This is a genomic window from Capnocytophaga felis, assembly GCF_009684755.1.
Lineage (GTDB): Bacteria > Bacteroidota > Bacteroidia > Flavobacteriales > Flavobacteriaceae > Capnocytophaga > Capnocytophaga felis.
Map to the genome: position 1 here is coordinate 1 of NZ_BLBC01000003.1, position 23,201 is coordinate 23,201.

Sequence of the window (23,201 nt, forward strand, 5' to 3'; positions counted from 1 at the left end):
TAAAAATTCTTGGAACTTTTAATTTTCCTATTAAAAAGTTTAGACAGGTTTTTAGTGTTTTTTTAACATCCGATTTGATAAAAATTCATATTTTTGCTTTCTAAAATTCGAATTATGAACTCATTACTTACAAAAAATCCATATTTTAACACTTCTGGACTGACCTCTTCCGAAGCCAATTATGTTTGTGAACGTATCAAAGAACGCTTGAAACCAATTCAAAATTTGATTACAAACATAGCAACGCATACCTCTTCTTTGGAAGGAGAGAAATTGGATAATTTCAAAAAAATAGATAATATTGATGGAAAATTAGAAAAAATAGGAACTTTATACGCGATTTCTGCTTATTTAAGAACTGCCATCAAAGAAAAAGACAATCGTTTAAATGAAATTTCACAGAAAATATTACAAGTCCGTCAAAAAATCGAAGAAAAAGTAGAAGAAATAGACTTTGAAGCTCTTAATAAATTAAAAAATGTTACAATTGATGATTTTTTAAAAACTTTATCACTGGAAGAAGTTGTAAAATACAAATCTTGTGAAGCAAAAGCTGCACATATTGGTAAATTTATCCACAATTTTGACACTTTACGTGATGAAATCATCAAAAAAGAACTGATTTCACTCAAACAAGTGGGTGAAAAAGTATTCAAAATTGTTAATACTCCATTGTACGAAATGGAAGAATTACAAGTTTTGCAAGAAAAATTATTGGCACAACATCGTGAGTTTGAAAGTGAAGTCAATTTCTACAAAGCTAAATTTCGTGATTTTGAAAATCAGTCAAAATTGAATTATGAAAAGGAATTTTTACGACTTTCACAAGAACGACAAGAAAAAATCAATGAACTTGTAGTAAAACAAACTGCCGAACTAACCAAAATAAAAGAAGAAATTGCAAGTTTCAGAATTGTTGTTCCAAATTTATATCAGACTGAAATTCAGGAATTAATAAAAACAGAATTAAGGTTCAAGTAAAAAAAGATAGTTGACCTATAACAGACTTTTTCTGCTTGATTTGGAGTGATATAAAGTGGATTTTTCATTATTTGGTCACCTTTAGGTTTTTCGCTCTGCACCCAATTAACTGCTATTTTAGGCACGTGACCAATAGTGCCTCTTTTAATTAGCCTTTATTTTTGCCTTTGACTTTAAGGGTGTGGAGGTCTTCGTTTTAATCATTACCGTAACCTGCGACCACTTTATATCATTCACTTTTTAAAATAAAAAATCCCACCAAATTTTAAAAATTTTTGGCGGGATTAAAAAACTATCCTATTTAAATTATTTTGATTTCCCTTGATTAGCTACACTGTTAATTGCAGCTGCAATTGCTTCTTGATCTCCCAAATAATAGCTCTTAATAGGTTTTAAATCAGCATCTAACTCATAAACCAAAGGAACCCCTGTTGGAATATTCAATTTCAAGATTTCAGCCTCACTAAGCCCGTCCAAGTACTGAACTAATGAACGCAAGCTGTTTCCGTGGGCAGCGATAATTACGCTTTTTCCTTGCTTGATAGCAGGAGCTATATCACTGAACCAGAAAGGTAACATTCTGTCGTAAGTATCCTTCAAGCTCTCCCCTCCTGTTTTTTCTTCTGCAGCCAAGCTACTGTAACGACGATCGTGAGAAGGATGTCTTTTATCAGTTTCTTCAATAAGTGGAGGTTTCACATCGTACGAACGTCTCCACAAAAGCACCTGATCCTCACCGTATTTCTCAGCTGTTTCGGCTTTATTCAATCCTTGTAAAGCTCCGTAACTTTTTTCATTCAAACGCCAGCTTTTATTGGTAGGCACCCACAAATCTCCCATTTCATCTAAAGCATAGTTCAATGTTTTAATAGCTCTTTTCAAAACAGAAGTAAAAGCTACATCAAACTTAAATCCTTCTTTTTTAAGGATTCTTCCTGCTTCACGAGCTTCTTCAATTCCTTGCTCAGTTAAATCTACATCTTCCCAACCTGTAAACAAATTGAGTTTATTCCACTCGCTTAATCCGTGACGCAATAATACAATTTTGTACATATTTTTATATTTTTTTAATTATTAATTATACTCTAATTCAGGACAAATATACAACAATTATTTCATTCTTACATCAAATTTTCATTACTCTACTTGCGAATCGTAAAACGCTCTGTAATAACCATTTTTGTTAAAAAGTTCTTCGTGCGTTCCTTCTTCTACCAATTCGCCCTGATTCAGCATCAAAATACGGTCAGCATTTTTAGTAATTGATACTCGATGACTTACAATAATTACTGTTTTTTGTTTAAAAATTTCATTCAGATTATGAAGTATTTTTTCTTCCGTATCTGTATCCACAGCCGAAAGACTATCATCCAGCAAATAAATTTCAGCTTCTTTGAGCAAAGCTCGAGCAATGGAAATTCGTTGCTTCTGTCCTCCACTTAATGACACGCCACGCTCTCCCAAAACAGATTCATACTGATGTGTAAAGTCCATTATATTATGATGTACAACCGCTTTTTCTGTTGCTTCAACTATTTGTTTGTCAGTCGCTTTTGCATTCCCAAACAAAAGATTGTTTTTTATTGTATCTGAAAACAAAAATGATTCTTGCGGAACCACTGAAATGGCTTTGCGAAGGCTTTCCAAATTCAAATCTTGAATCGGTTTTTCATCAATAAAAATTTGTCCCTTGGAAGCATCATACATTCTGGAAATCAAATCAATAATTGTAGTTTTTCCACTTCCAGTTTTACCGATAATAGCTATCGTTTCACCTTTTTTGATGTTGAAAGAAATATTCTTAAGAGCCTCAATACCTGTATCTTGATACGTAAAACTCACATTTTCAAAGCGAATATTCCCTTCAATTATTTCCGGATTAGGATTTACATTCTGAATATCAGGAACTTCTGCCAGAAATTCATTAATTCGCTTTTGTGAAGCTTCTGCTTGCTGCACAATGGAACTCACCCATCCCACCATTGCAACAGGCCAAGTGAGCATCATCACGTAAATACTAAATTTAACAATCACACCAATTGAGGTAATTTCTCCTAAATAATAGAGTCTTCCGCCCATAAAAATGACAAAAATCAAGCTCAATCCTATCATCAAAATCATTGTAGGAAAAAAAATTGCTTGTATCCTTGCTAGTTTAATATTCTTTTGTCTTCCTTCTTCCGCTAAATCAGATAACTGACTATTAATCAACAATTCATCATTATGAGCTTTAATAACTCCTATCCCAGAAAATGTTTCTTGAGAGAAAGTGGATAAATTCGATAAAAATTGTTGTACCACCAAAGTTTCTTTATTAATCTTCCTACTCATCACGTAAATTAATACCGATAAAATCGGAAGCGGAATCAGAGTGTAAAGCGTTAACTCCACAGATGTGTAAAACATTAACGGAATTACACATATAAAAAGTGTTATCGTTTGAACGCTGTACATAATCGCAGGACCGGCGTACATCCGCACTTTACTAACATCTTCACTAATTCGGTTCATCAAATCACCTGTACGATTTCTCTTATAAAAAGAAAGTGAAAGTTGCTCGTATTTTAGAAAAATTTCATTTTTTAGGTCATATTCTATATATCTTGAAACATTAATTATCAATTGTCGCATAAAAAAGGTCAGAACAGCAGAAGTAATGGTCGTTCCGATAATGATAAATGAATATTTCAGCAGAAGTTGAGTTATATTTTGGTTCTCTTGCGGTGATTTTGCATATTCTTCAATAGCAATTATTGAATTTTGTACATATTCCGGCATAAATAACGAAAATATTCTGGCAATAATTGTTATAAAAATCCCTAATATCAGATGATAACGATATTTATAAAAATATTTTCGAATATGTCGTAAATTGGGCATACTTAAATTTTAAGGGGACAAAGATAACTATTTTTTACAAAAAACAGAAAAAATAAATTATTTACCGGAAGATAAAAAGTCGTCTTATTTGAATACTTATCAGCAAATTAATTCAAAAATATATCTTAAAATCAATCTATCAAAATGCAAAAAAACAATAAAAACTATGCAGAATAAGAATTAATTATTAATTTTGCGAGATTTAAAGAAAAAACGAAAAATTATTATGTTGGTATTACAAACATCTGGTGAAGTAGCAAGTGTTGTAAGTGAAACGGCTCTTGTTGAAGAAAAAACGCTTTCAGTTATGGATATGATTCTCAATGGAGGAGCTGCGAGTACTGTTATCATAGCTGTATTATTCATTATGCTGGCTGTGGCTTTGTTTATCTATTTTGAAAGACTATTTGCCATAAAATCAGCTTCTAAAGTTGATAAAAACTTTATGATGAAAATTCGTGATGGCATTTCGGCTGGTAAGTTGGACGCAGCAAGAATGTTCTGCGTTCAATCAAATACTCCTGTGGCTCGCTTAATTGAAAAAGGAATCTCTCGAATTGGTAAACCTTTGGAAGACATCAACAAAGCGATTGAAAATGCCGGAACGTTAGAAGTTTACAAACTGGAAAAAAACACAGCAATTTTAGCTACTATCGCCGGGGCTGGACCTATGATAGGATTTTTAGGCACGGTTGTTGGTATGATTATGTCATTCCACGAAATGGCTACTGCTGGCGGGCAAGCCGAAATGGGAGCTTTAGCAAACGGTATTTACACCGCAATGGCAACGACTGTGGCTGGTTTAATTGTGGGGATTATTGCTTACATTGGCTACAACCACTTGGTAGTTCGTACCGATAAAATCGTTCATCAAATGGAGGCTAACGCTGTTGAATTTTTGGATTTATTGAACGAACCTGCATAATACAACCTCCTAAAAACCAAATATTAAGATGAAAATAAGAGGTAGAAATAAAGTTAGTCCTGAGTTCAGTATGTCATCTATGACTGACATAGTGTTCTTGTTGCTTGTATTCTTTATGATTACTGCAAATAGCCCAAATGCGTTGGACTTACTTTTACCAAAGGCTAAGGGTAAATCGACTAATACACAGAATGTTTCTGTCAGCATAAATAAAGACTTAAATTACTTTATAGATAAAAAACCCATCACTATTGAAAGTTTGGAACAAGAACTTAAAATAGCATTGCAGGGAGTTGAAAAACCTACTATCATTTTGAGAGTAGAGGAAAGCGTTCCTATTGAGAAAGCTGTCACTGTGATGGATATTGCAAATCAAAATCAGTATAAAGTAATTTTGGCTGTTCGTCCAAAATAAAATGATATGAGTTTAATTGACACAGAACATAAACGTAAATCACTGGCTCTCACCTCTGTTATTATGGGGCTTGTTGTGATTCTGCTATTTTTTGCGGGGATGAGATACCTTGACCCTCCTCCTGAAAGTGGCGTGGATGTTATTTTTGGTGTTGATGTACAAGGAATGGGAGAAAGAACTCCTCCGCCAAGTGCTTCAAAACCACAACCATCTCGTTCTGAAGAAATGTCAAAACCGGAGGAAAGTACTTCTGAAAGTGCTAAAGAAAATCTTTTAGCTCAGGATAATGATGAAGAAATTGCTGTCCCGAATGAGCCAAAAAAGAAAGAAAAAAAGAAGGAAACTCCTAAAAAAGAAAAATCGGAAAAAACTCCTAATAAACAAACAACCGAAAAACCAAAAGAAGAACCAAAACCGTCAAAAGAAGCTACTGATGCCTTATCAAGCATTTTAGGAGCTGCCAATGCAAACGGAAATTCTTCCGGAGGACAAGGTGATGACAATGTTACTGGTTACAAAGGAAGTCCCGATGGTGACCCTTACGCAAGCAGTTATTACGGTTCCGGAGGTTCGGGAACCGGAGGCAAAGGCTGGGGACTTAAAGGACGTAGCATTGAGGCAGAAGGCAAAGTTCTGCAAGATTGTAACGAATCAGGTACAATAGTTGTACAAATTGAAGTTGATCGAAATGGAAATGTGGTAAAAGCAACTCCGGGCGTGAGAGGCTCTACCAGTCGTGAACCCTGTCTGTTAGAAGCTGCCCGAAAAACAGCTTTCAAACACAAATGGAATGCTGATTCAAAAGCTCCTGCACAACAAATAGGATTTATCGTAATTAACTTCAAATTAGGAGAATAATTTCTTATAAAGTGAACTAATTTTAAAATCAAGATAATTTAAGAATTCTAAAAAATGATTTCTTAAATTATCTTTTTGTTATATCAACCTTTTTAATTTAACAAAATTGAACTATCAAGAAACACTTTCGTGGATGTTTAATCGCTTACCTATGTTCCAAAATCAAGGCAGGAAAGCATTGAATCACAAATTAGATAATATTCAAGCACTTACATCCGTTTTAAATCATCCTGAAAAAAAATTTAAATCGCTACATATAGCCGGCACCAACGGAAAAGGCTCATCAAGTCATATGCTGGCTTCAGTTTTACAACAAGCGGGATATAAAGTGGGACTATACACCTCACCACACCTTAAAGATTTTCGAGAACGCATAAAAATAAATGGCACTGAAATTCCTGAAAATAACGTAATTACATTTATAAAAAAATACAAATCTTTCTTTGAAGAGAATCAGCTGTCTTTCTTTGAAATGACTGTTGGTTTGGCTTTTGATTACTTTGCAAAAGAACAAGTGGACATTGCCGTGATTGAAGTAGGATTGGGTGGCAGATTTGATTCTACAAATATTATAAATCCAGAAGTATCATTAATCACAAATATTTCGAAAGACCATATAGATATTTTAGGAAATACTTTGCCTGAAATAGCCATTGAAAAAGCAGGAATTATAAAGCAAAATACACCTGTGGTAATTAGTGAATACAATGAAGAAACAGCTCCTATATTTACAAAAAAAGCCAAAGAAGAAAATGCTCCCATAGTTTTTGCCTCTTCTATTTCAACGGATTTAAAAACTGATTTACAGGGAATTTATCAAGAAAAAAACATAAAGGGAGTTCTTGCTGTGTTGGATTTTTTACGAAATGACTTTTGGGAAATTTCCGATGATGATATTAAAATCGGGTTGTTAAATGTAGTGAAAAATACAGGCTTGAAAGGACGTTGGCAAACTCTCTGCGAAAAACCTAAAATAGTTTGTGATACAGGACACAACGAGGCTGGATTGTCGTATGTTATAAAACAAATTTCGCAGCAATCATTTGATAAACTTCACATTGTGTTGGGTTTTGCAAAAGATAAAGATGTAGAAGCAGCACTTGCTATGTTTCCTAAAGATGCAAAATACTATTTCTGTAAACCCAATATTCCACGTGGATTAGATACTCATATTTTAACTGAAATTGCAATTAAAAAAGGAATAAACGGAAAGGCTTACAATTCCGTAAAACAGGCTTTAGAAGCTGCAAAAGAAAATGCAAATTCAGAAGATTTTATCTTTGTAGGGGGAAGTACATTTGTTGTGGCAGAAATTGTTTAATTTTTTATCAACATAAAACACTAAAAACAAACCACTTACATTTTAACATAAAATTTTATCAAAAAAAGTTCAAAAAATATTTGGAACTTTACTAAAAGTTGTATTATATTTGCACCCGTAAAACAAAGGATAGGCGGGAGTAGCTCAGTTGGTAGAGCGTCAGCCTTCCAAGCTGAATGTCGCGAGTTCGAACCTCGTCTCCCGCTCAAAAAGCAACCTAAAATAGGTTGCTTTTTTTATTTTATTCAATTTATTATTTTAACATAACATATTGATTGTATTCATTAATATATACTTTATTCATCTCCAATAAATTATACAACTCTTCCAAAATATCTTTCTCCTCAAAATTTAAACGTAACAGCAACTCATTGGAAGACATATTTTGTTCTTTCAGTAAACTCAAAATTTGTTGTCTCAATTCCTTAACATCTATTTCCACTTTTCGTTTTTTTGAAATACAAACAGAGCAAATGCCACAAGGAGTTTTTTCCGTTTCGCCAAAATACCGCAATAACTGAACACTTTTGCATTCCTCCGAATTTTCAATATAACGAAACATCGCTTCCTGCAAATCAATCTTATTTTTATTGTATTCCTTCAAGTTTTTAGCAATCGCATTGATGGTACGGTCATCATCACGTGGAACTTTAAAAACTATCTCGGCATCCGTATTTTCATTCGTATATTCTATAATTTCATCTTTTTGGAGTTTTTCAAAATGAGCTATCATTTTTGCTACTTCCATTCCCGTTTTTTGAGCTATTCTTTCAATTTTTATAGGTGTGGTTTGCTCGTAAATCCCTGAAAAATTTCTCAGTAAATAAAAAACAATATCTTTTAATTCTGGCTGATTTTTCAAGTAATTAATCACTTCCGTACTTGTGGGAAGAAAACGTAACGTAATTTTATGGTGAAAATTCTGACTTAAGGAAATAACTGATAATCTGTCAAGTAAAGAAAGTGCATTGTATGTTTTTTGAAACTGCAAATTATAACGCTTGCAAAAATCAGAAAATTGAAATCGGAAAGAAATTTCTTGTCCTTCTCCGTAAGCAACCTGAAAGTAAGCATTTAATTTTGCATATAAAAATTTCAAATACGGAACGTCTATAATTTGTTCTTTAAGCTGATTTTTAGCATTTTGTAAATCCGATTCATCATAAAGTAGCACAGCGTAGGATTTTTCACCATCACGCCCCGCCCTTCCTGCTTCCTGAAAATAATCTTCAATTGTGGCGGGAATTTCCCAGTGAATCACTGTCCTTACATCAGGTTTATCAATCCCCATCCCGAAAGCGTTTGTGGCAACCATTACCTGAACGTCATTCAGTAACCACGTACTCAATTTTTTATTCTTTTCTTCGGACGAAAGCCCTCCGTGAAAAAAAGTTGCCGAAATACCCTGTTCTTGCAAGTATTCCGCCATTCGCACAGTTCCATTTCTGCTTCGAACATAAACGATAGAAGTTCCTTTATTTTTCTTCAGAATTTGCTCTAATCGCTGCCACTTACTGTCGGTTTTGAAAGTCATATAGGCAATATTAGGACGCTTTAAAGAAGTAGAAATAACCGTTGCTTTTTCGATGGTTAATTGCTGAAGAATATCTTCCTGAACCCTTACTGTTGCCGAAGCAGTCAAAGCCAACAGCGGGACTTCAGGGAACTGTTCCTTCAACCATTTACACTTCAAGTAGGCTGGACGAAAATCTTTCCCCCAATGAGAAACACAATGTGCTTCATCAATAGCTATAAGATTGACATTCATCGATTTAATAAAATTCTGAACTACTTCTTGTTGCAAACGCTCGGGCGATAAATACAGAAACTTATAATTCCCACAAATTGCATTATTGAGCAATCGTTCCAAATCCTCATACGCAATTCCTCCGGCAATGGACAAGGCTTTGATTCCTTTACTTTTTAGGTTTTCCACTTGGTCTGTCATCAAGGCTATCAAAGGAGAAACCACAATGCAAATTCCTTCCCTTACCAAAGCCGGAACCTGAAATGCAACGGATTTTCCTCCTCCAGTTGGCATTAAAGCCAAAACATCCTTTCCTTCTAAAACAGACTGTATTATAGCATCTTGCGGATAACGAAACGAATCGTATCCCCAATATTTCTTGAGTATTCCGAGAGAATTTTTCATATTTTTGTAGTCGAAAGAAGAAAAATTTATTGAGTCGTTACCTTTTTAACGATAACTTTTTCTTTGCAATTTTCAACAGTTATTTCTACTTTTTTTCCTTGCAAATCGCCTTCAATAACATAAATTTTGCAAGGAACGGCTTTTACATCACTTTTAGCAAAAAGAACATTACCTTCTGTTAAAACTTTTGTAATTTCCTCTTTAGTAGCAATAATTTCAGGAGAAATCTCCATAGTTTTGGAACGTAAATCCTTCAAAACTCTACAATTAGGAAAATAACAAAACGCTTCGGTTTCCTTCTTTTTAAAGAAAAAAGCCACAATCACAATTCCAATGGAAAGCCCAATGGAATAATATCCAATTCTTTTTAATATTGACATTTTAGATTTCTTTCATATTTTCAACAAAGGAAAAAATAATTTCTCCTAACTGTTAAATTTTTAAATGAACAATAAATTAATGGGTTTGTAAGGCAGTCCAAACCATTGATAGACAGTACTATCTGTGAGAATTCCGTGATAGAAATACAATCCGTTTCTTAAGCCTTTATCTGCGTGCAAAATATTCTCGATTCCTCCCTCCTCTCCTATTTTCAATATGAAAGGCATTAAAATATTGCTAAGAGTAAATGATGAAGTTCGGGCATATCGTGAAGCAATATTCGGAACGCAATAATGTACCACATTGTGTTTCACAAAGGTAGGATTTGCCAAAGTAGTTATTCGGCTTGTTTCAATACAACCTCCCGTATCTATGCTGGCATCAATTATCACAGAACCTTTTTTCATCAGCTGAACCATATCTTCACTAACTACAATGGGAGAACGATTCTCGCCACGCATTGCTCCAATTAATACGTTACAACGCATCAGAGCTTTTTTCAAAATCTTTGGCTGTAAGGTAGATGTGAAGACCGAACAACCCAAAGACTGTTTCAATTCTCGCAAATTTGCCAAAGAATTATCAAACACTTTTACATTCACTCCCAAACCGATTGCCGATTTCACAGCCGATTTGGTTACGTCATTCGCTCCAAGAAAAACAACTTCAATAGGCGGAACCCCTGTGATATTTCCGAAGAGAAAACCACCGCCTCCGTTTGAAGTATTGGCAATCAACTCCGAAGCGATTAACACCGAAGCAGCTCCTACAATTTCACTAACAGACTGAAGAACAGGATAATTCCCCTCTTCATCTTGAATATACTCAAAAGCTAAAGCCGTAATTTGCTTCTTTGACAAAGCTTCAAAATATTCCTTCGTTTGAGTTTTTATCTGCAAGGCAGAAATTAAAACCGATTTCGGACGGAGGTAACCTATTTCTGTTTTTGTTGGTGGTTCAACTTTCAATACGATAGGGCAAGAAAAAACTTGTTCCGTATCATACACAATTTCTGCTCCTACCTCGCTGTAATCCTTGTCGGAAAAATTGGCATTTTCTCCCGCCCCTGATTCGATAAGAATTTTATGTCCGTTTGCCACCAAAACCGCAACATCATCAGGAGCCAAACAAATACGCCTTTCCTGAAATGTACTTTCTTTCGGTAAGCCTATTTTCAAAGATATTTGTCTGTTAGACACTGCCAATCGCTCTTCTTGTGGCAAAAACTTTGAGATTGTGGATAATTTTGACATAAATTTATATTAAAAAACACAAAGATAAAAAGCAAAGCACAAAGATACAATAAAGTTTTAAAAAAATAATTAAGAATATCTAATTAACAGTCACTTATAATTAAAATTGAGTTATATTTATCATTTTAACGATTTTATAACAAATAAATTATTACTTTTGCCCCGATGATTCGGAAATTTACAAACATATTGCTGGCGATACTAATCCTGTTTTCAAATTCAGGATGGGCATTGTCGTTCCATTATTGTAAAGACGAATTAGCCTCAATTTCAATCTCTTATACAGAGATTTCGGAACAAGACAGTGATTCCTGTAGCTTAGATGGAGGATGCTGTGAAACAAAAGACGACCATTCTGATTGCTGTGATAACCAAACATTTGAATCCTCCAAGTCAGATAACACATTGGTTTCAAAGGTTTTTGAACTCAATTTGTTTTCGTTTGTCTTGTCCGAAAATTTATATAACTTCAACAATATAAGCATCTTAAAATCAAATAGAAGCATTCCTGCTTTTTATGTTGATTTAAATGCTCCTCCTCTGTACGAATTATTCTGTCAGCTTGTATTTTATGCCTAATTAATTTTTTGATAGCTAATCTCAGGCATTCTGATTTAGAATGTCTGCAAATACGTTTGTTAAAAATTAATAACATAAAACACTGATAATAAATGAATAAGCATATTTTTATAATCGGAATATTATTATTCCCTCTTTTACTTTTCTCCCAAAAATATACAACCGGAAAAGTTGTTGATGAAAACAAAGATCCCCTTTTGGGTGCGAATGTTTACTGGAAAGGAACCACTATTGGAGTTTCCACAGATGAAAATGGTAACTTTACCATAAAAAACACAGAACAAACAAACGCTCTTGTTTTCAGCTACATAGGATATAAATCCCAAACTATCAATATAAACTCAGAGTCGAATTTAACTATTCAACTACAACCAGAAAACAATCTGGAAGAAGTAGTTGTTGCACATAATCGGGCGGCTACGGTTCGTTCAAAATACCAAGTAGCTAATTTGCAGATAATGAGCAGTAAGGAATTATTAAAAGCGGCTTGTTGTAACCTTTCGGAAAGTTTTTCTACAAATCCGTCAATTGACGTAAATTTTTCTGATGCTGTTACAGGAAATAAGCAAATCAAAATGTTAGGTCTTACAAGTCCATATATTTTGATGGCTGAAGAAAATATTCCTACCATTCGAGGAGCTTCACAAGCCTACGGAATGATGTTTGTTCCCGGTACGTGGATTGAAAGTATCCAAATTACCAAAGGTACGGGAAGTGTAATAAACGGGTATGAAAGTATCTCAGGACAAATCAATTATGAAATTTTAAAACCCGCCAATGACATTCCTTTTTTCCTTAATATATTCGGCTCGCAGGATAGTCGTATGGAAATTAATGCACATTTGAATCAAAAGTTTTCCGATAAGTTAAGTTCTACACTTTTCGCCCACGGAAATATTTTGAATACAAAAAATGACCATAATAAAGACGGATTCATTGATCATCCGAAAGGTAATCAAATAAACTTATTAAATCGATGGCAATTCATTGATAGTGAGAAAGGTTGGGTTGGATTCTTGAATCTGAACTATATGAAAGACAACCGACAAGCAGGAGAAATAAAATTTAATCCTGCAACAGATAAATTTTCTAAAAATGCTTGGGGAAGTGAAATAAATTCCGAAAGAATTGGAATTGCTAATAAAGTAGGTTACGCTTTTCCTGATGAACCACACAAAAGCATCGGGTTGCAAAATGCTTTTCATTGGCACAAACAAAATTCATATTTCGGTATGAATCAATATGATATACACCAAAAAAGCTTCTATTCGAATTTAATTTACAATTCGATTATCAGCAATATGAAAAACAAATTTGCCACTGGTATTAATTTCGTGTATGATGATTTTAATGAATTAGTAACCAGCAATTTAAAAGATGATTTTTCACGTGTAGATAAATCCATAGGTGCTTTTTTTGAATACACGTATGATAATTTGGATAATTTCAGTTTGGTGGCAGGAATTCGTGCTGATAGCCATAATAACTTGGGGAATTTCATAACTCCACGTTTGCACTTACGTTACAATCCTTGGAAAGATGCCGTAATCAGGGCTTCTGCAGGAAGAGGAAAACGAGCAGCTAATATTTTTGCTGAAAATCAACAGTTTTTTGCTTCAAATAGAAAGATTTCAATACTCGGAAATGGCGGGAAATTATATGGTTTGAACCCTGAAATAGCTTGGAATTACGGTGGAAGTTTTTTGCAGTCATTCAAAATATTCAACAAAAATGCAGAATTTAGCATTGATGCATACAGAACTCATTTTGAAAATCAATCAGTTATAGATTTAGATAATTCTCCACAACAAGTTTTGTTTTATGATTTGCAAGGAGAAAGTTTTGCAAATTCTTTTCAGGCAGAATTTAGCATTTCACCTCTAAAAGGTTTGGATTTAAAAACTGCCTATAAATATTATGACGTTCAAACACAATATACAACCGGAAAATTAGAAAAAACATTGACGCCCAAACATCGTTTTTTTGCGAACGTAGCGTACGAAACTTTTGAAAAAAATCATACTCATTGGAAATTTGATTTCACATTCAATTGGCTTGGAAAACAGCGACTTCCGTCAACTAAAAGCAATCCGGAGCAGTATCGTTTAAGTGATTATACTCCTTCATTTGCTACGATGAATTTTCAAATTACGAGAGCTTTTTCTCATCAATTTGAAATATACGTTGGAGGAGAAAATATCGGAAATTACAAGCAAGAAAACGGAATTCTATCTGCTAATGACCCATTTGGCACATATTTTGACAGCACGATGCTGTATGCACCTACTTTCGGGCAAATGTACTATGCAGGATTGCGTTTTAAAATAAGAAATTGGAAAAATAATTCACATAAACACTAATAAAATGAAAAAACTTTTAATTTTTATGGCAATATTTTGTTCTGTGGGACTTATTGCCGCTCAGGAAAAACCTAACAAGAATAAAAAAGCTGAATTTGCTGTTGGAGGAAACTGCGAAATGTGCAAAAAACGTATCGAAAAAGCAGCTTATTCCGTAAAAGGCGTAAAAAGTGCCGTTTGGAATGTACAAAGCGGAAATATGCAAATCACTATTGATGAGCGTAAATGTTCTGTAAAAGATGTTCAAAAAGCCATTGCTAAAATAGGTCACGATGCAGGTGAGGAACGTGCAGAAAATAAAACGTACGAGAATTTACACCACTGTTGCCTATATGATCGATTACCGGAACAAAAATAATGTTTTACTTATAACAGAAAAAAGCAAAAAATAAAGAAAAAACTCAAAAGACAAGAATCTCATTCTGAATCTTTTGAGTTTTTCTACGTTAAAAATATTCATAGAAACTTCTTTCTGATTTCAGGCTTTGGAATTGGACACTCGTTTTTTATTATTTTTTTACGATTTCTGGCAATAATATCATAAAAGAAATCGGCAAGAAATGTGGGAAATATCCAAATTAAAAAACGAAAAAAGGGAAAAGTTTTACTTATTTTCAGGAAATAATACATAGCTTGTGATTTAAAAAAGAACCTCTCTCCCACCCTGACTATCACGGTTTTATCAATCATTTCTTGTAAGTTATTCTCTTTTATGATTTGTTTTCCTTTCTCGGAAGTGCTTGATACAAATCTGAAGAAATCTTTTTTGTCCGTTTTTGCTAAAAAATAAGCCACCCGATTGCAAAAAATACAATCTCCATCAAAAATAAGAATCGGATTATTCATAACGTAAAGCTTCAACCGGGTCTAATTTTGAGGCTTTTACAGCCGGATATAATCCTGAAATTATTGAAACCACAAGTGCGATTAAAATTGCTACAAAAATTACCATCCAAGGAATTGTAAACTCAAATTCAGCCATTTTTGATATAAAATAACCCAAACTTATTCCTAAAATAATTCCGGAAATAGCTCCCAATTGGGCGATAATTATCGTTTCGGTAAAAAATTGCATCGTAATCGCCTTTCTGTGAGCTCCTAAAGCTTTTCGTATTCCGATTTCTTTAGTTCGCTCAGTTACAGAAACTAACATAATATTTAAAAGTGCAATCGAAGAGCCCAAAATAGTTATTAACCCAATTACAAAACCTGCAATGGCAATTCCTCCCGTAATATTTGCAATGCGATGCAACAAATCATCACTACGCTCTATTCCAAAATTATTTTTATCTAAAGGTCTCAAACTTCGGATGTTACGCATTATCAGGATTGCATCATCCATAACCGCGTCTATCTTTCCTTGGTCACTCACTCGTACTTTTATCTGATAATTAGGTGTTTGGGTAAGAAAAGTAGAACGTGCAATTCCCAGCGGAAGAAACACTTGTAAATCTTCATAATTTCCAAAAGTAGAACCTTTTGATTTCAAAACACCAACGATTGTGAATTTATGCCCACGAACTGAAATTACCTTCCCGATAGGGTTAATATCTTTCAAGAGAGTTTTTTGAAAATCTGCCCCTATAATGCAAACATTGATATTGTTTTGAATGTCTAAAATATTGAAATCTCGACCAGCTTCAAGTTCTAATCCTGAATTGGTTACGTAATTTTCATCAATACCAAGTACATTTACTTGCGGGTCGGTTTTTTGATTTTCATACTTAACTTCAACACCTGAGGCAGAAAAAACAGAAATGCTTGTTTTGGCAAAAGGATTGTTCAGTTCTTTTTTAAATGTTGATGCCTCTTGGTAAGTTATCAGGGGATTAACCTTCTCTTTAACACCGCTACCTTGTGCTCGTTGAGTGTATTCGTAACGAGAAATTGAGAACGTGTTAGCTCCCATTTGCGAAAAATTGCCTTCAAGCGTATTGCGTAAAGCGGTAATCACACTTAAAATTCCAACCAAAGCTGTAATTCCGATAGCTATAATCAACACAGTCAATATAGTACGTAGCAACTGACCCTTGATAGATTCAATTGCAATTTTTATATTCTCTCGGATTACAACAAATCGGATTGACATTGCGTGAGTTTTATTTTTCAAAAATAGAATAAAAATCTAAAATATAATTACAAAATTCCTTTGAAGAAAGAAAATAAGTACTTTGCCACACCGTCTTCTTTATGGTGAAATGTAAGTCCATAAGCTATTCGTTTCACTTCTTCACGAGCATTTGCGACAGCAATTCCATAACCAACCCCTTGAATCATTTCCATATCATTATAATTATCGCCAAAAGCCATCGCTTCTTTCAAACTATAATTGTATTTTTGATTCAAAAGTACGTTAATTCCGGTCAATTTTGATACTTTTACGTCTGCGACTTCAATATATGTATCTTTAGCTCGGTAAATATGCAATTTTTCAGAGAAATTTTGATTCAAATAAGCAAACATTTGTTCAATTAAAGCTTGGTCGCCCATTAGCATCAATTTATGAGCCCCAATATTTTGTTTTTTCCACTCAGCAAGAACTTCTCTATTTGGCAGAATTTCAGGTTTTGCTTTCGTATTGTTTTCCTCACGCATTGCCCAAAAATCATATTCTGGAGCATACCACAAATCATTGTGATACAAGCTTATATGAATTTTATTATTGAATTTCTGTTCGTTATACGATACTATTTTTTCAATTAATTCAAGATTTATCTCTGTTGAGTGCAAAACTTTTCCCTCGTCCAAAACTAAAGCTCCGTTATATGCTACAACCGGCAAATGAAGAGTGTCCAACATTTTTTGTAAGTAACTCATTTGCTTGGGCATACGTGAAGAAACCAACACAAAAGGAATTTTTTCCTTTACTTTTTTTACTTCTGAAATTGTCATCTCTGAAAGAGTTCTCTCACCATTCAAAAGCGTTCCATCTACATCTGAAAAAATAATTTTACAATCCATTATTAATCTTAAATCTCTTTATAATAACAAAATAATTATCTAAAAATCAATCTATTCCCAAAACATCTGTCATTGAAAATACACCTTTTTTGTTCAAAATCCACTCGGCTGCCAAAACAGCTCCCAAAGCAAAGCCTTCACGGCTGTGAGCTGTGTGTTTAATTTCAATGGTATCTACTTGACTTTCATAGGTTATGATATGAGTACCAGGCACATTTTCAATACGTTTTGACTCAATAGGTATTTCAGTTGTCCCTGCTTGTCCCAGTTTCCAAGCTGTTTTGTCTGAATTTGCAATAATTCCTTCTGCTAAGGTAATTGCCGTGCCACTTGGAGCATCTAACTTCTGGGTATGATGGATTTCTTCTATCGAAACTTCATAATTTTTTAGTGGAGCCATCAGCTTAGCTAACGTCTTATTCAAAGCAAAAAATACATTTACCCCCACACTAAAATTAGAAGCATACAAAAATGCACTTTGATGTTCCTTACAAATTTCTACTGCTTTATCATAATCTTTTAGCCAACCCGTAGTTCCCGAAATTACAGGAACTTGACTTTTAATACAACTTACAATATTGCTAAAAGCACTATCAGGCGTACTAAATTCAATCGCGACATCTGCAACAGAAATATCATAAGATGTTTGTGAATTATCTACCTTTAAAACTATTTCGTGACCTCGTTTCGTTGCTATTTTTTCAATGGTTTTCCCCATTTTTCCATATCCGAGTAAGGCTATTTTCATCTGTGAATTATTTTTTGAAATTGAGCTACAAATATACATTACTTAGCTATAAAAATCAAAAAAAGAGGTTCTTTTTAAGAAAAACCTCTTTTTGAAAAATATATTTTAAATCCTAAAAATGGAAAGTGAAACCAAAATTGAATCCTATTGATGAATAAGGCGATTTATCTTGATTTGCCACAGATACTTCATCTTCTTGCAACAAAGTGGAAAGCTTAGTTACTAAAGGTTTGGCTTTTTCTACAAGTGCTTTATGTTGTGGAGATGGAGAGGCTGATAATCTTTCCAATGTAGTATTTACATTTCCTAAAAATTCCTTTGATGAAACATTTTTACCTCCGAATGTTCCATTGAAATTATCTAATTTCAACTTATCAGGAGCAACGCTTATATTTATGTACTCACCCTCAACAAAGAAAGAAAGTTTTTCGGTAAGTTTGAATCGATACCCCAATCCTCCAATAAATCCAAAAGGCATTTTTCCGCTTGTTTTTGAAGTTACGGTTGCTTTGGCTGGCATTGAAAATGGCGTTAAATTTATATTTGTATTAATTTCTGAAGAACCACCCACTTTCGTAACACCTCCAGCACGCAAATAAATATTTTCAGTTACATTGAACACTGCCGATAATGACGCTCCAAATACACTTGATTTAGAAATTGACTCAGAAACAGGAGTTTTTGAAGTTTTAACCTCTTTTCCGTGTAAATAACCTACTGCTAATTCTGCTCCCCATCTCTTGTTAAAAAAGTATCCTCCTCTCAACTGTGTTTGGAAACCTGCTCCAAAACTTCCTTCCAAATCCGATGAAACTCCAGTCAACGCTACCTCTTCTCCAACTTTCTTTTTGTGGGCTTCAAATCCGTAGCCTCCACTTACCGAAACATAAGTTTGCCCATAAACTGTTGCTCCAAAAATCGCGGCTACAGCCAATAAAAAATTTCTCTTCATTATTTAAATGTTTATACGTTTTTGCAAACGTATAAAAAAAAACAAAATCTCCAAACAGATTTCTTAAAAAATACTTAAAAGCTCACTAATTTTTTCGGCAGGTCTGCCAATAACAGCTTTATCTCCCACAATAACTATTGGTCTTTCAATAAGTTGAGGAAAATCAACCATCGCTTGAATAATTTCCTCATCAGTTAAATTTTTATGCTTAAAGTTCTCTTTCCAAATAGTTTCATTTTTTCGAACCAAATCTAATGGAGAAATATTCAATTTTGATAAAATATCAATTATTTCTTCTTTTTTTGGAGGATTTTTCATATAATCTACAACTTCATATTCTCTTTTTGATTCGTTAAGTAAATCCAAACCGCAACGAGACTTTGAACATCTTGGATTGTGATATATTTTTATCATTTTTATAGTATTTTAAAATATTCTACGCATTAAACGCAGTTTATGTGTATAATTTCTAATTTCAGAATTAAATATTCCTATATGATCTAATTTATCAATGCGAACTTTTCCATAAGAATGAATAATTTGATTATTTCCCAACAAAATCCCCACGTGTATGATATTTCCTTCATCATCATCAAAAAATGCCAAATCGCCCGGAATGGTCTCTTCAATAAAGCTAACTAACTCTCCCTGTGTCGCTTGTCGCGAAACTTCTCTCAAAAGTGAAATTCCGTTAAGTTTATAAACCATCTGTACAAGACCCGAAGCATCTATTCCGAAAGGAGTTTTTCCTCCCCACAAATAAGGCACGTTCAAATATTCCAAAGCTGTTGCCACAACGCCCGAATGTTTTGGTTTTTGGTTCCTTATGCCTACTTTTAGAAGAAAATTATGAGTGAAATCAGCCCCCTTTGGAATTTGCAGAAAAGAATTTTCGCTATTTTTTATTGATAATTTTGTTACAAAATTGTGGGCATAACGTATCTTTTTTTTAAGAGCTTTTCTGTACTCTTTATCAGATATTTCCATAAATTGGCTATTCAAAACCCATCCTTCCGTTCCATCAAAAATCATTCGAATAAAACTCCATTCCTCCTGTTTTTCAATCACTTGTAATAAATCTCCAAACAATAATTGAGTTGTCATCTGTGCAACATCAGAAGGTTCCACTCGAATGGGAACAACACTCAAATGACATATTCCGTAAGGTGTGTATAATATTTTCATATTCATTATGTTGCAAAAATAAAAAATAAGGAACATAAATCAATATAATTCCTTATTTTTCGTTTGAAATTTTTAAAAATCAGGCAATTTGTACATTTTTTGGAAACAATTACCTATTTTCTGAATTCTTAGAAAATTATCTGTTTTTAACGTGAAAAGCCACCAGTCCATCGATTGGTTTTCGCAGAACAGTTCCTAATTTCAAATTATTTTCCGTAAGTACTTCTTTGAGAATATCTTGCAGGTAGAAAGCAATACTTCCCACGAAGTTAATCGGAACTTCATATCTGGCTTCGTATTGTGAAATCCAGTGATCTACGAATAATTGCATTCCGTTTTTGATGATATTTCTGCAATATTCGTGGTTTTTATTTTCAACGATAAATTTTGCGAATGTCGCTAAATAGCTGTTAGGATTTGGCAATTTATACAAATGATTTTTTATCACATCGGAATTCAAATCATACTGTTTTTCAAAAGTTTGAGCCAAATCTTTCGGCATTTTGTTAAAGAAATAGTCGGTTATTAAACGCTTTCCATAGAAATTTCCACTGGATTCGTCCATCAAAATATAACCTAATGAATCCACCGCCTGAACCAGTTTTTCTCCGTTCCAATAAGAGCAGTTAGCTCCCGTACCCAGAATACAAACAATGGCTTTATCGACAGGATTTGTGGTAGCGTAAACCGCAGCAAAAGTATCTTCCTTAACGTCTACTTTTGCATTTTTAAAGATAGATTTGAGCATACGTTCCACAAAATTCCACATACGCTCAGTCCCGCAACCGGCACCGTAGAAATAGATTTCCGAAACGTCATTCTTATGGTCAGAAAGTTCTTTATTGGTTGTTACACGTTCCACAAAAACCTCCTGATCAATCACTTCCGGATTAAGCCCCAATGTTTGCGTAAGGAATAGTTTTTCTCCTTGTGAGTTTAAGGCTGTCCAGTCTGCCTTTGTTGCTCCACTATCAACAATTAAAATCATATTTTACAATTTTATATTATCAGACAACTAAAAAATTAAGGCTGTCCCGATTCTTTCGGTCAGCCTTAGCATTTATTATTACAAAGAAGCAACGTGTTCTGCCAAATCAACCAATTTGTTAGAATATCCAGCTTCGTTATCGTACCAAGAAACTACTTTGAAGAAAGTGTCGCTCAATGCAATACCTGCTTTTTCATCATAGATTGAGGTATTTTTACAACCTACAAAGTCTTGAGATACAACCAGTTCGTTAGTATATCCTAAAATTCCTTTTAGTTCGCCTTCTGATGCTTTTTTCATAGCAGCGTTGATTTCAGCCAATGAAGTTGGTTTTTTAGTACGAACTGTCAAATCCACTACTGAAACGTCAGCTGTAGGTACACGGAATGCCATACCTGTTAATTTTCCGTTCAATTCAGGGATAACTTTTCCTACCGCTTTAGCAGCACCTGTTGATGAAGGGATAATGTTAATAAGTGCTGAACGACCACCTCTCCAGTCTTTTTTAGAAGGACCATCAACCGTTAATTGCGTTGCAGTTGTAGCGTGAACTGTTGTCATCAAAGCCTCTTCAATTCCGAAAGCATCGTTGATAACTTTTGCAATTGGTGCCAAACAGTTTGTAGTACAAGAAGCGTTCGATACGATGTTGTCAGTTGGTTTTACTGATTTGTGGTTAACTCCCATTACGAACATTGGAGCATCAGCTGACGGAGCAGAAATAACTACTTTTTTAGCACCTGCATTGATGTGAGCTTGAGCTTTTTCCAATGTAGTGAAAATACCTGTACACTCAGCCACTACGGTCGCTCCGATTTCGTTCCATTTAAGGTTAGCTGGGTCTTTTTCAGCCGTAATACGAACTACTTTTCCATCAACAACCAAGTTGCCGTCTTTTACCTCTACATTTCCTTTGAAAGTTCCGTGAACTGAGTCATATTTCAAAAGATAAGCGATGTATTCTACATCCTGAAGGTCATTGATTCCTACGATTTCTACGTTTGGTCTTTCATAAACCGCTCTAAAAACAAGACGTCCGATACGTCCGAATCCGTTGATTCCAATTTTTAATGTTGACATAAACTATTTTTTTATTTGTTATTAAATTATTTTTTATTCAAGTTTTATTATACAGAATTAAAACAGAAACAAAAGCTACACGCTCATAATTTCTGCTACGCGAACCAGTTCCATATCCAATTTGCTTTCGCCTTTGATAGCTTTTTCAAGAGGAGTCAAATCAATTTTATCGTTGTTAATGCCCACCATATAATTTGATTTTCCTTCCAAAAGTGTTTCAACGGCTTTCACGCCCATACGGCTGGCAAGTACGCGGTCATAGCACGACGGAGCTCCCCCACGTTGCATATGCCCCAAAATTGCCACCCGAATATCATATTCAGGATGTTTTTTCTCTACGTAGTCTTTTAGTTCAAAAATGTTTTTTCCTGTTTTATCACCTTCGGCAACCACAATAATGTTGGAAGTTTTTCCTTTGGCGTGCCCTTCTTCAATATCTTGTAACAATTCCTCAATGGGAGTGTCTTCCTCTGGAATTAAAATACGCTCGGCTCCTCCGCCAATTCCTGTATTTAAAGCGATAAAGCCTGCATCGCGTCCCATTACCTCAATGAAAAACATACGGTTGTGTGAGCTTGCTGTATCACGAATTTTGTCGATAGCCTCAACGGCTGTATTCAGAGCCGTGTCGTAGCCCAACGTATGGCTGGTTCCGTATATGTCGTTGTCGATAGTTCCCGGAATTCCCATTACGGGGAAATTGTGTTCCTCATTGAAGAGCAACGCTCCTGTAAATGAACCATCTCCACCGATAACCACAAGGGCATCTACATCATTTTTTTTAAGATTTTCGTAGGCTTTTTGGCGACCTTCTTTACTTCTGAAATCCTTAGAACGTGCCGATTTTAAGAAAGTTCCTCCTTTATTGATAGTATCGCGTACACTTCGAGCGTTGAGTTCCACAAAATCGGCTTCAATCATTCCTTGATAACCACGATACACTCCTAAAACTGCTATGTTATGATAAGCACACGTACGAACCACCGCACGAATAGCAGCATTCATCCCGGGAGCATCTCCTCCGGAGGTTAAAACAGCTATTTTCTTAATCTTTTTTTCTGACATTTATATACACATTATTTTTTTTGCGAGGTAAAATTACAATTTTTTTTTGAAATAGCTCCACTTTTTTTACTTTTTTAATCCGAATGAATATGACATCTCAGTAATCACAACACAATT

General features: G+C 34.4%; 23 protein-coding genes and 1 tRNA gene. 9 read left to right on the top strand and 15 right to left on the bottom strand.

The annotated features are described in order from the left end of the window. Window positions 1–114 precede the first annotated feature (114 nt). Window positions 115–981, top strand: coding sequence for a hypothetical protein (locus tag GN105_RS00045; protein ID WP_155283424.1), 867 nt, complete (start codon window positions 115–117; stop codon window positions 979–981). A 306-nt stretch (window positions 982–1,287) separates the two neighbouring features. Here GN105_RS00045 and gpmA read toward each other — a convergent pair whose 3' ends face one another. Next, a complete protein-coding gene (gene gpmA, locus GN105_RS00050) occupies window positions 1,288–2,034 on the bottom strand; it encodes a 2,3-diphosphoglycerate-dependent phosphoglycerate mutase (RefSeq protein ID WP_155283425.1) in 747 nt (248 codons plus the stop codon). An 84-nt stretch (window positions 2,035–2,118) separates the two neighbouring features. Next, entirely contained in the window at window positions 2,119–3,861 is a 1,743-nt protein-coding gene (locus GN105_RS00055) for an ABC transporter ATP-binding protein (RefSeq protein WP_155283426.1), read from the bottom strand. Window positions 3,862–4,087: 226 nt separating this feature from the next. Here GN105_RS00055 and GN105_RS00060 point away from each other — a divergent pair, with 226 nt between their 5' ends. The 5 genes from GN105_RS00060 (at window position 4,088) to GN105_RS00080 (ending at window position 7,586) form a co-directional block, all read left to right on the top strand. Beyond that, a complete protein-coding gene (locus GN105_RS00060) occupies window positions 4,088–4,786 on the top strand; it encodes a MotA/TolQ/ExbB proton channel family protein (protein WP_155283427.1) in 699 nt (232 codons plus the stop codon). A 28-nt stretch (window positions 4,787–4,814) separates the two neighbouring features. After that, window positions 4,815–5,201, top strand: a complete 387-nt coding sequence (locus GN105_RS00065) for an ExbD/TolR family protein (protein ID WP_155283428.1) — start codon at window positions 4,815–4,817, stop codon at window positions 5,199–5,201. A gap of 6 nt (window positions 5,202–5,207) precedes the next feature. Further along, window positions 5,208–6,059, top strand: a complete 852-nt coding sequence (locus GN105_RS00070; protein WP_155283429.1) for an energy transducer TonB — start codon at window positions 5,208–5,210, stop codon at window positions 6,057–6,059. 106 nt (window positions 6,060–6,165) lie between these two features. Beyond that, entirely contained in the window at window positions 6,166–7,380 is a 1,215-nt protein-coding gene (locus GN105_RS00075) for a bifunctional folylpolyglutamate synthase/dihydrofolate synthase (protein WP_155283430.1), read from the top strand. 133 nt (window positions 7,381–7,513) lie between these two features. Beyond that, a tRNA-Gly gene (locus GN105_RS00080) sits at window positions 7,514–7,586 on the top strand. Window positions 7,587–7,633: 47 nt separating this feature from the next. Here the strand turns inward: GN105_RS00080 and GN105_RS00085 are convergent. From GN105_RS00085 to GN105_RS00095, 3 genes are read right to left on the bottom strand one after another with little or no spacing between them, the layout of a single operon-like run. Beyond that, window positions 7,634–9,532: a RecQ family ATP-dependent DNA helicase gene (locus tag GN105_RS00085; RefSeq protein ID WP_155283431.1), complete on the bottom strand. Its 1,899-nt coding sequence runs from the start codon at window positions 9,530–9,532 to the stop codon at window positions 7,634–7,636. Between the two features lie 26 nt (window positions 9,533–9,558). Further along, window positions 9,559–9,912 carry a DUF4258 domain-containing protein gene (locus GN105_RS00090; RefSeq protein ID WP_155283432.1) on the bottom strand — a complete coding sequence of 118 codons (354 nt, stop codon included), beginning with the start codon at window positions 9,910–9,912 and terminating at the stop codon, window positions 9,559–9,561. A 60-nt stretch (window positions 9,913–9,972) separates the two neighbouring features. Then, window positions 9,973–11,166: an alanine dehydrogenase gene (locus GN105_RS00095; RefSeq protein ID WP_155283433.1), complete on the bottom strand. Its 1,194-nt coding sequence runs from the start codon at window positions 11,164–11,166 to the stop codon at window positions 9,973–9,975. A 165-nt stretch (window positions 11,167–11,331) separates the two neighbouring features. Between GN105_RS00095 and GN105_RS00100 the strand changes: the two genes are divergently transcribed. The 3 genes from GN105_RS00100 (at window position 11,332) to GN105_RS00110 (ending at window position 14,463) form a co-directional block, all read left to right on the top strand. Beyond that, entirely contained in the window at window positions 11,332–11,745 is a 414-nt protein-coding gene (locus GN105_RS00100) for an HYC_CC_PP family protein (protein WP_155283434.1), read from the top strand. A gap of 92 nt (window positions 11,746–11,837) precedes the next feature. Beyond that, a complete protein-coding gene (locus tag GN105_RS00105) occupies window positions 11,838–14,105 on the top strand; it encodes a TonB-dependent receptor (RefSeq protein WP_155283435.1) in 2,268 nt (755 codons plus the stop codon). 4 nt (window positions 14,106–14,109) lie between these two features. Further along, on the top strand, window positions 14,110–14,463 hold the full coding sequence (locus tag GN105_RS00110) for a heavy-metal-associated domain-containing protein (RefSeq protein ID WP_095896771.1): 354 nt from the start codon (window positions 14,110–14,112) through the stop codon (window positions 14,461–14,463). Window positions 14,464–14,561: 98 nt separating this feature from the next. On the opposite strand, the gene GN105_RS00115 is transcribed toward GN105_RS00110, so the two are convergent. From GN105_RS00115 to pfkA, 10 genes are all read right to left on the bottom strand, one after another. Beyond that, on the bottom strand, window positions 14,562–14,951 hold the full coding sequence (locus tag GN105_RS00115; protein ID WP_155283436.1) for a thiol-disulfide oxidoreductase DCC family protein: 390 nt from the start codon (window positions 14,949–14,951) through the stop codon (window positions 14,562–14,564). Next, on the bottom strand, window positions 14,944–16,194 hold the full coding sequence (locus GN105_RS00120) for an ABC transporter permease (RefSeq protein ID WP_155283437.1): 1,251 nt from the start codon (window positions 16,192–16,194) through the stop codon (window positions 14,944–14,946). The genes GN105_RS00115 and GN105_RS00120 overlap by 8 nt, the downstream gene beginning before the upstream one ends. A 47-nt stretch (window positions 16,195–16,241) precedes the next feature. Further along, entirely contained in the window at window positions 16,242–17,066 is an 825-nt protein-coding gene (locus tag GN105_RS00125) for an HAD family hydrolase (protein ID WP_155283438.1), read from the bottom strand. Between the two features lie 46 nt (window positions 17,067–17,112). Then, window positions 17,113–17,814, bottom strand: a complete 702-nt coding sequence (gene dapB, locus GN105_RS00130) for a 4-hydroxy-tetrahydrodipicolinate reductase (protein ID WP_155283439.1) — start codon at window positions 17,812–17,814, stop codon at window positions 17,113–17,115. A 112-nt stretch (window positions 17,815–17,926) separates the two neighbouring features. Beyond that, window positions 17,927–18,766: an outer membrane beta-barrel protein gene (locus GN105_RS00135; RefSeq protein ID WP_155283440.1), complete on the bottom strand. Its 840-nt coding sequence runs from the start codon at window positions 18,764–18,766 to the stop codon at window positions 17,927–17,929. Window positions 18,767–18,829: 63 nt separating this feature from the next. Continuing rightward, the gene (gene arsC / locus GN105_RS00140) at window positions 18,830–19,180 is read right to left on the bottom strand and encodes an arsenate reductase (glutaredoxin) (protein WP_155283441.1); all 351 of its coding nucleotides are present in this window, start codon (window positions 19,178–19,180) and stop codon (window positions 18,830–18,832) included. Between the two features lie 12 nt (window positions 19,181–19,192). Further along, the gene (locus GN105_RS00145) at window positions 19,193–19,957 is read right to left on the bottom strand and encodes a C40 family peptidase (protein ID WP_155283442.1); all 765 of its coding nucleotides are present in this window, start codon (window positions 19,955–19,957) and stop codon (window positions 19,193–19,195) included. A gap of 130 nt (window positions 19,958–20,087) precedes the next feature. Next, the gene (locus GN105_RS00150) at window positions 20,088–20,939 is read right to left on the bottom strand and encodes an N-acetylglucosamine kinase (RefSeq protein WP_155283443.1); all 852 of its coding nucleotides are present in this window, start codon (window positions 20,937–20,939) and stop codon (window positions 20,088–20,090) included. A gap of 78 nt (window positions 20,940–21,017) precedes the next feature. Further along, entirely contained in the window at window positions 21,018–22,019 is a 1,002-nt protein-coding gene (gene gap, locus GN105_RS00155; RefSeq protein ID WP_155283444.1) for a type I glyceraldehyde-3-phosphate dehydrogenase, read from the bottom strand. 75 nt (window positions 22,020–22,094) lie between these two features. Next, window positions 22,095–23,084 (bottom strand): 6-phosphofructokinase, encoded by a 990-nt coding sequence (gene pfkA, locus GN105_RS00160; protein ID WP_155283445.1) that lies wholly within the window; start codon window positions 23,082–23,084, stop codon window positions 22,095–22,097. Between the last annotated feature and the right edge of the window lie 117 nt (window positions 23,085–23,201).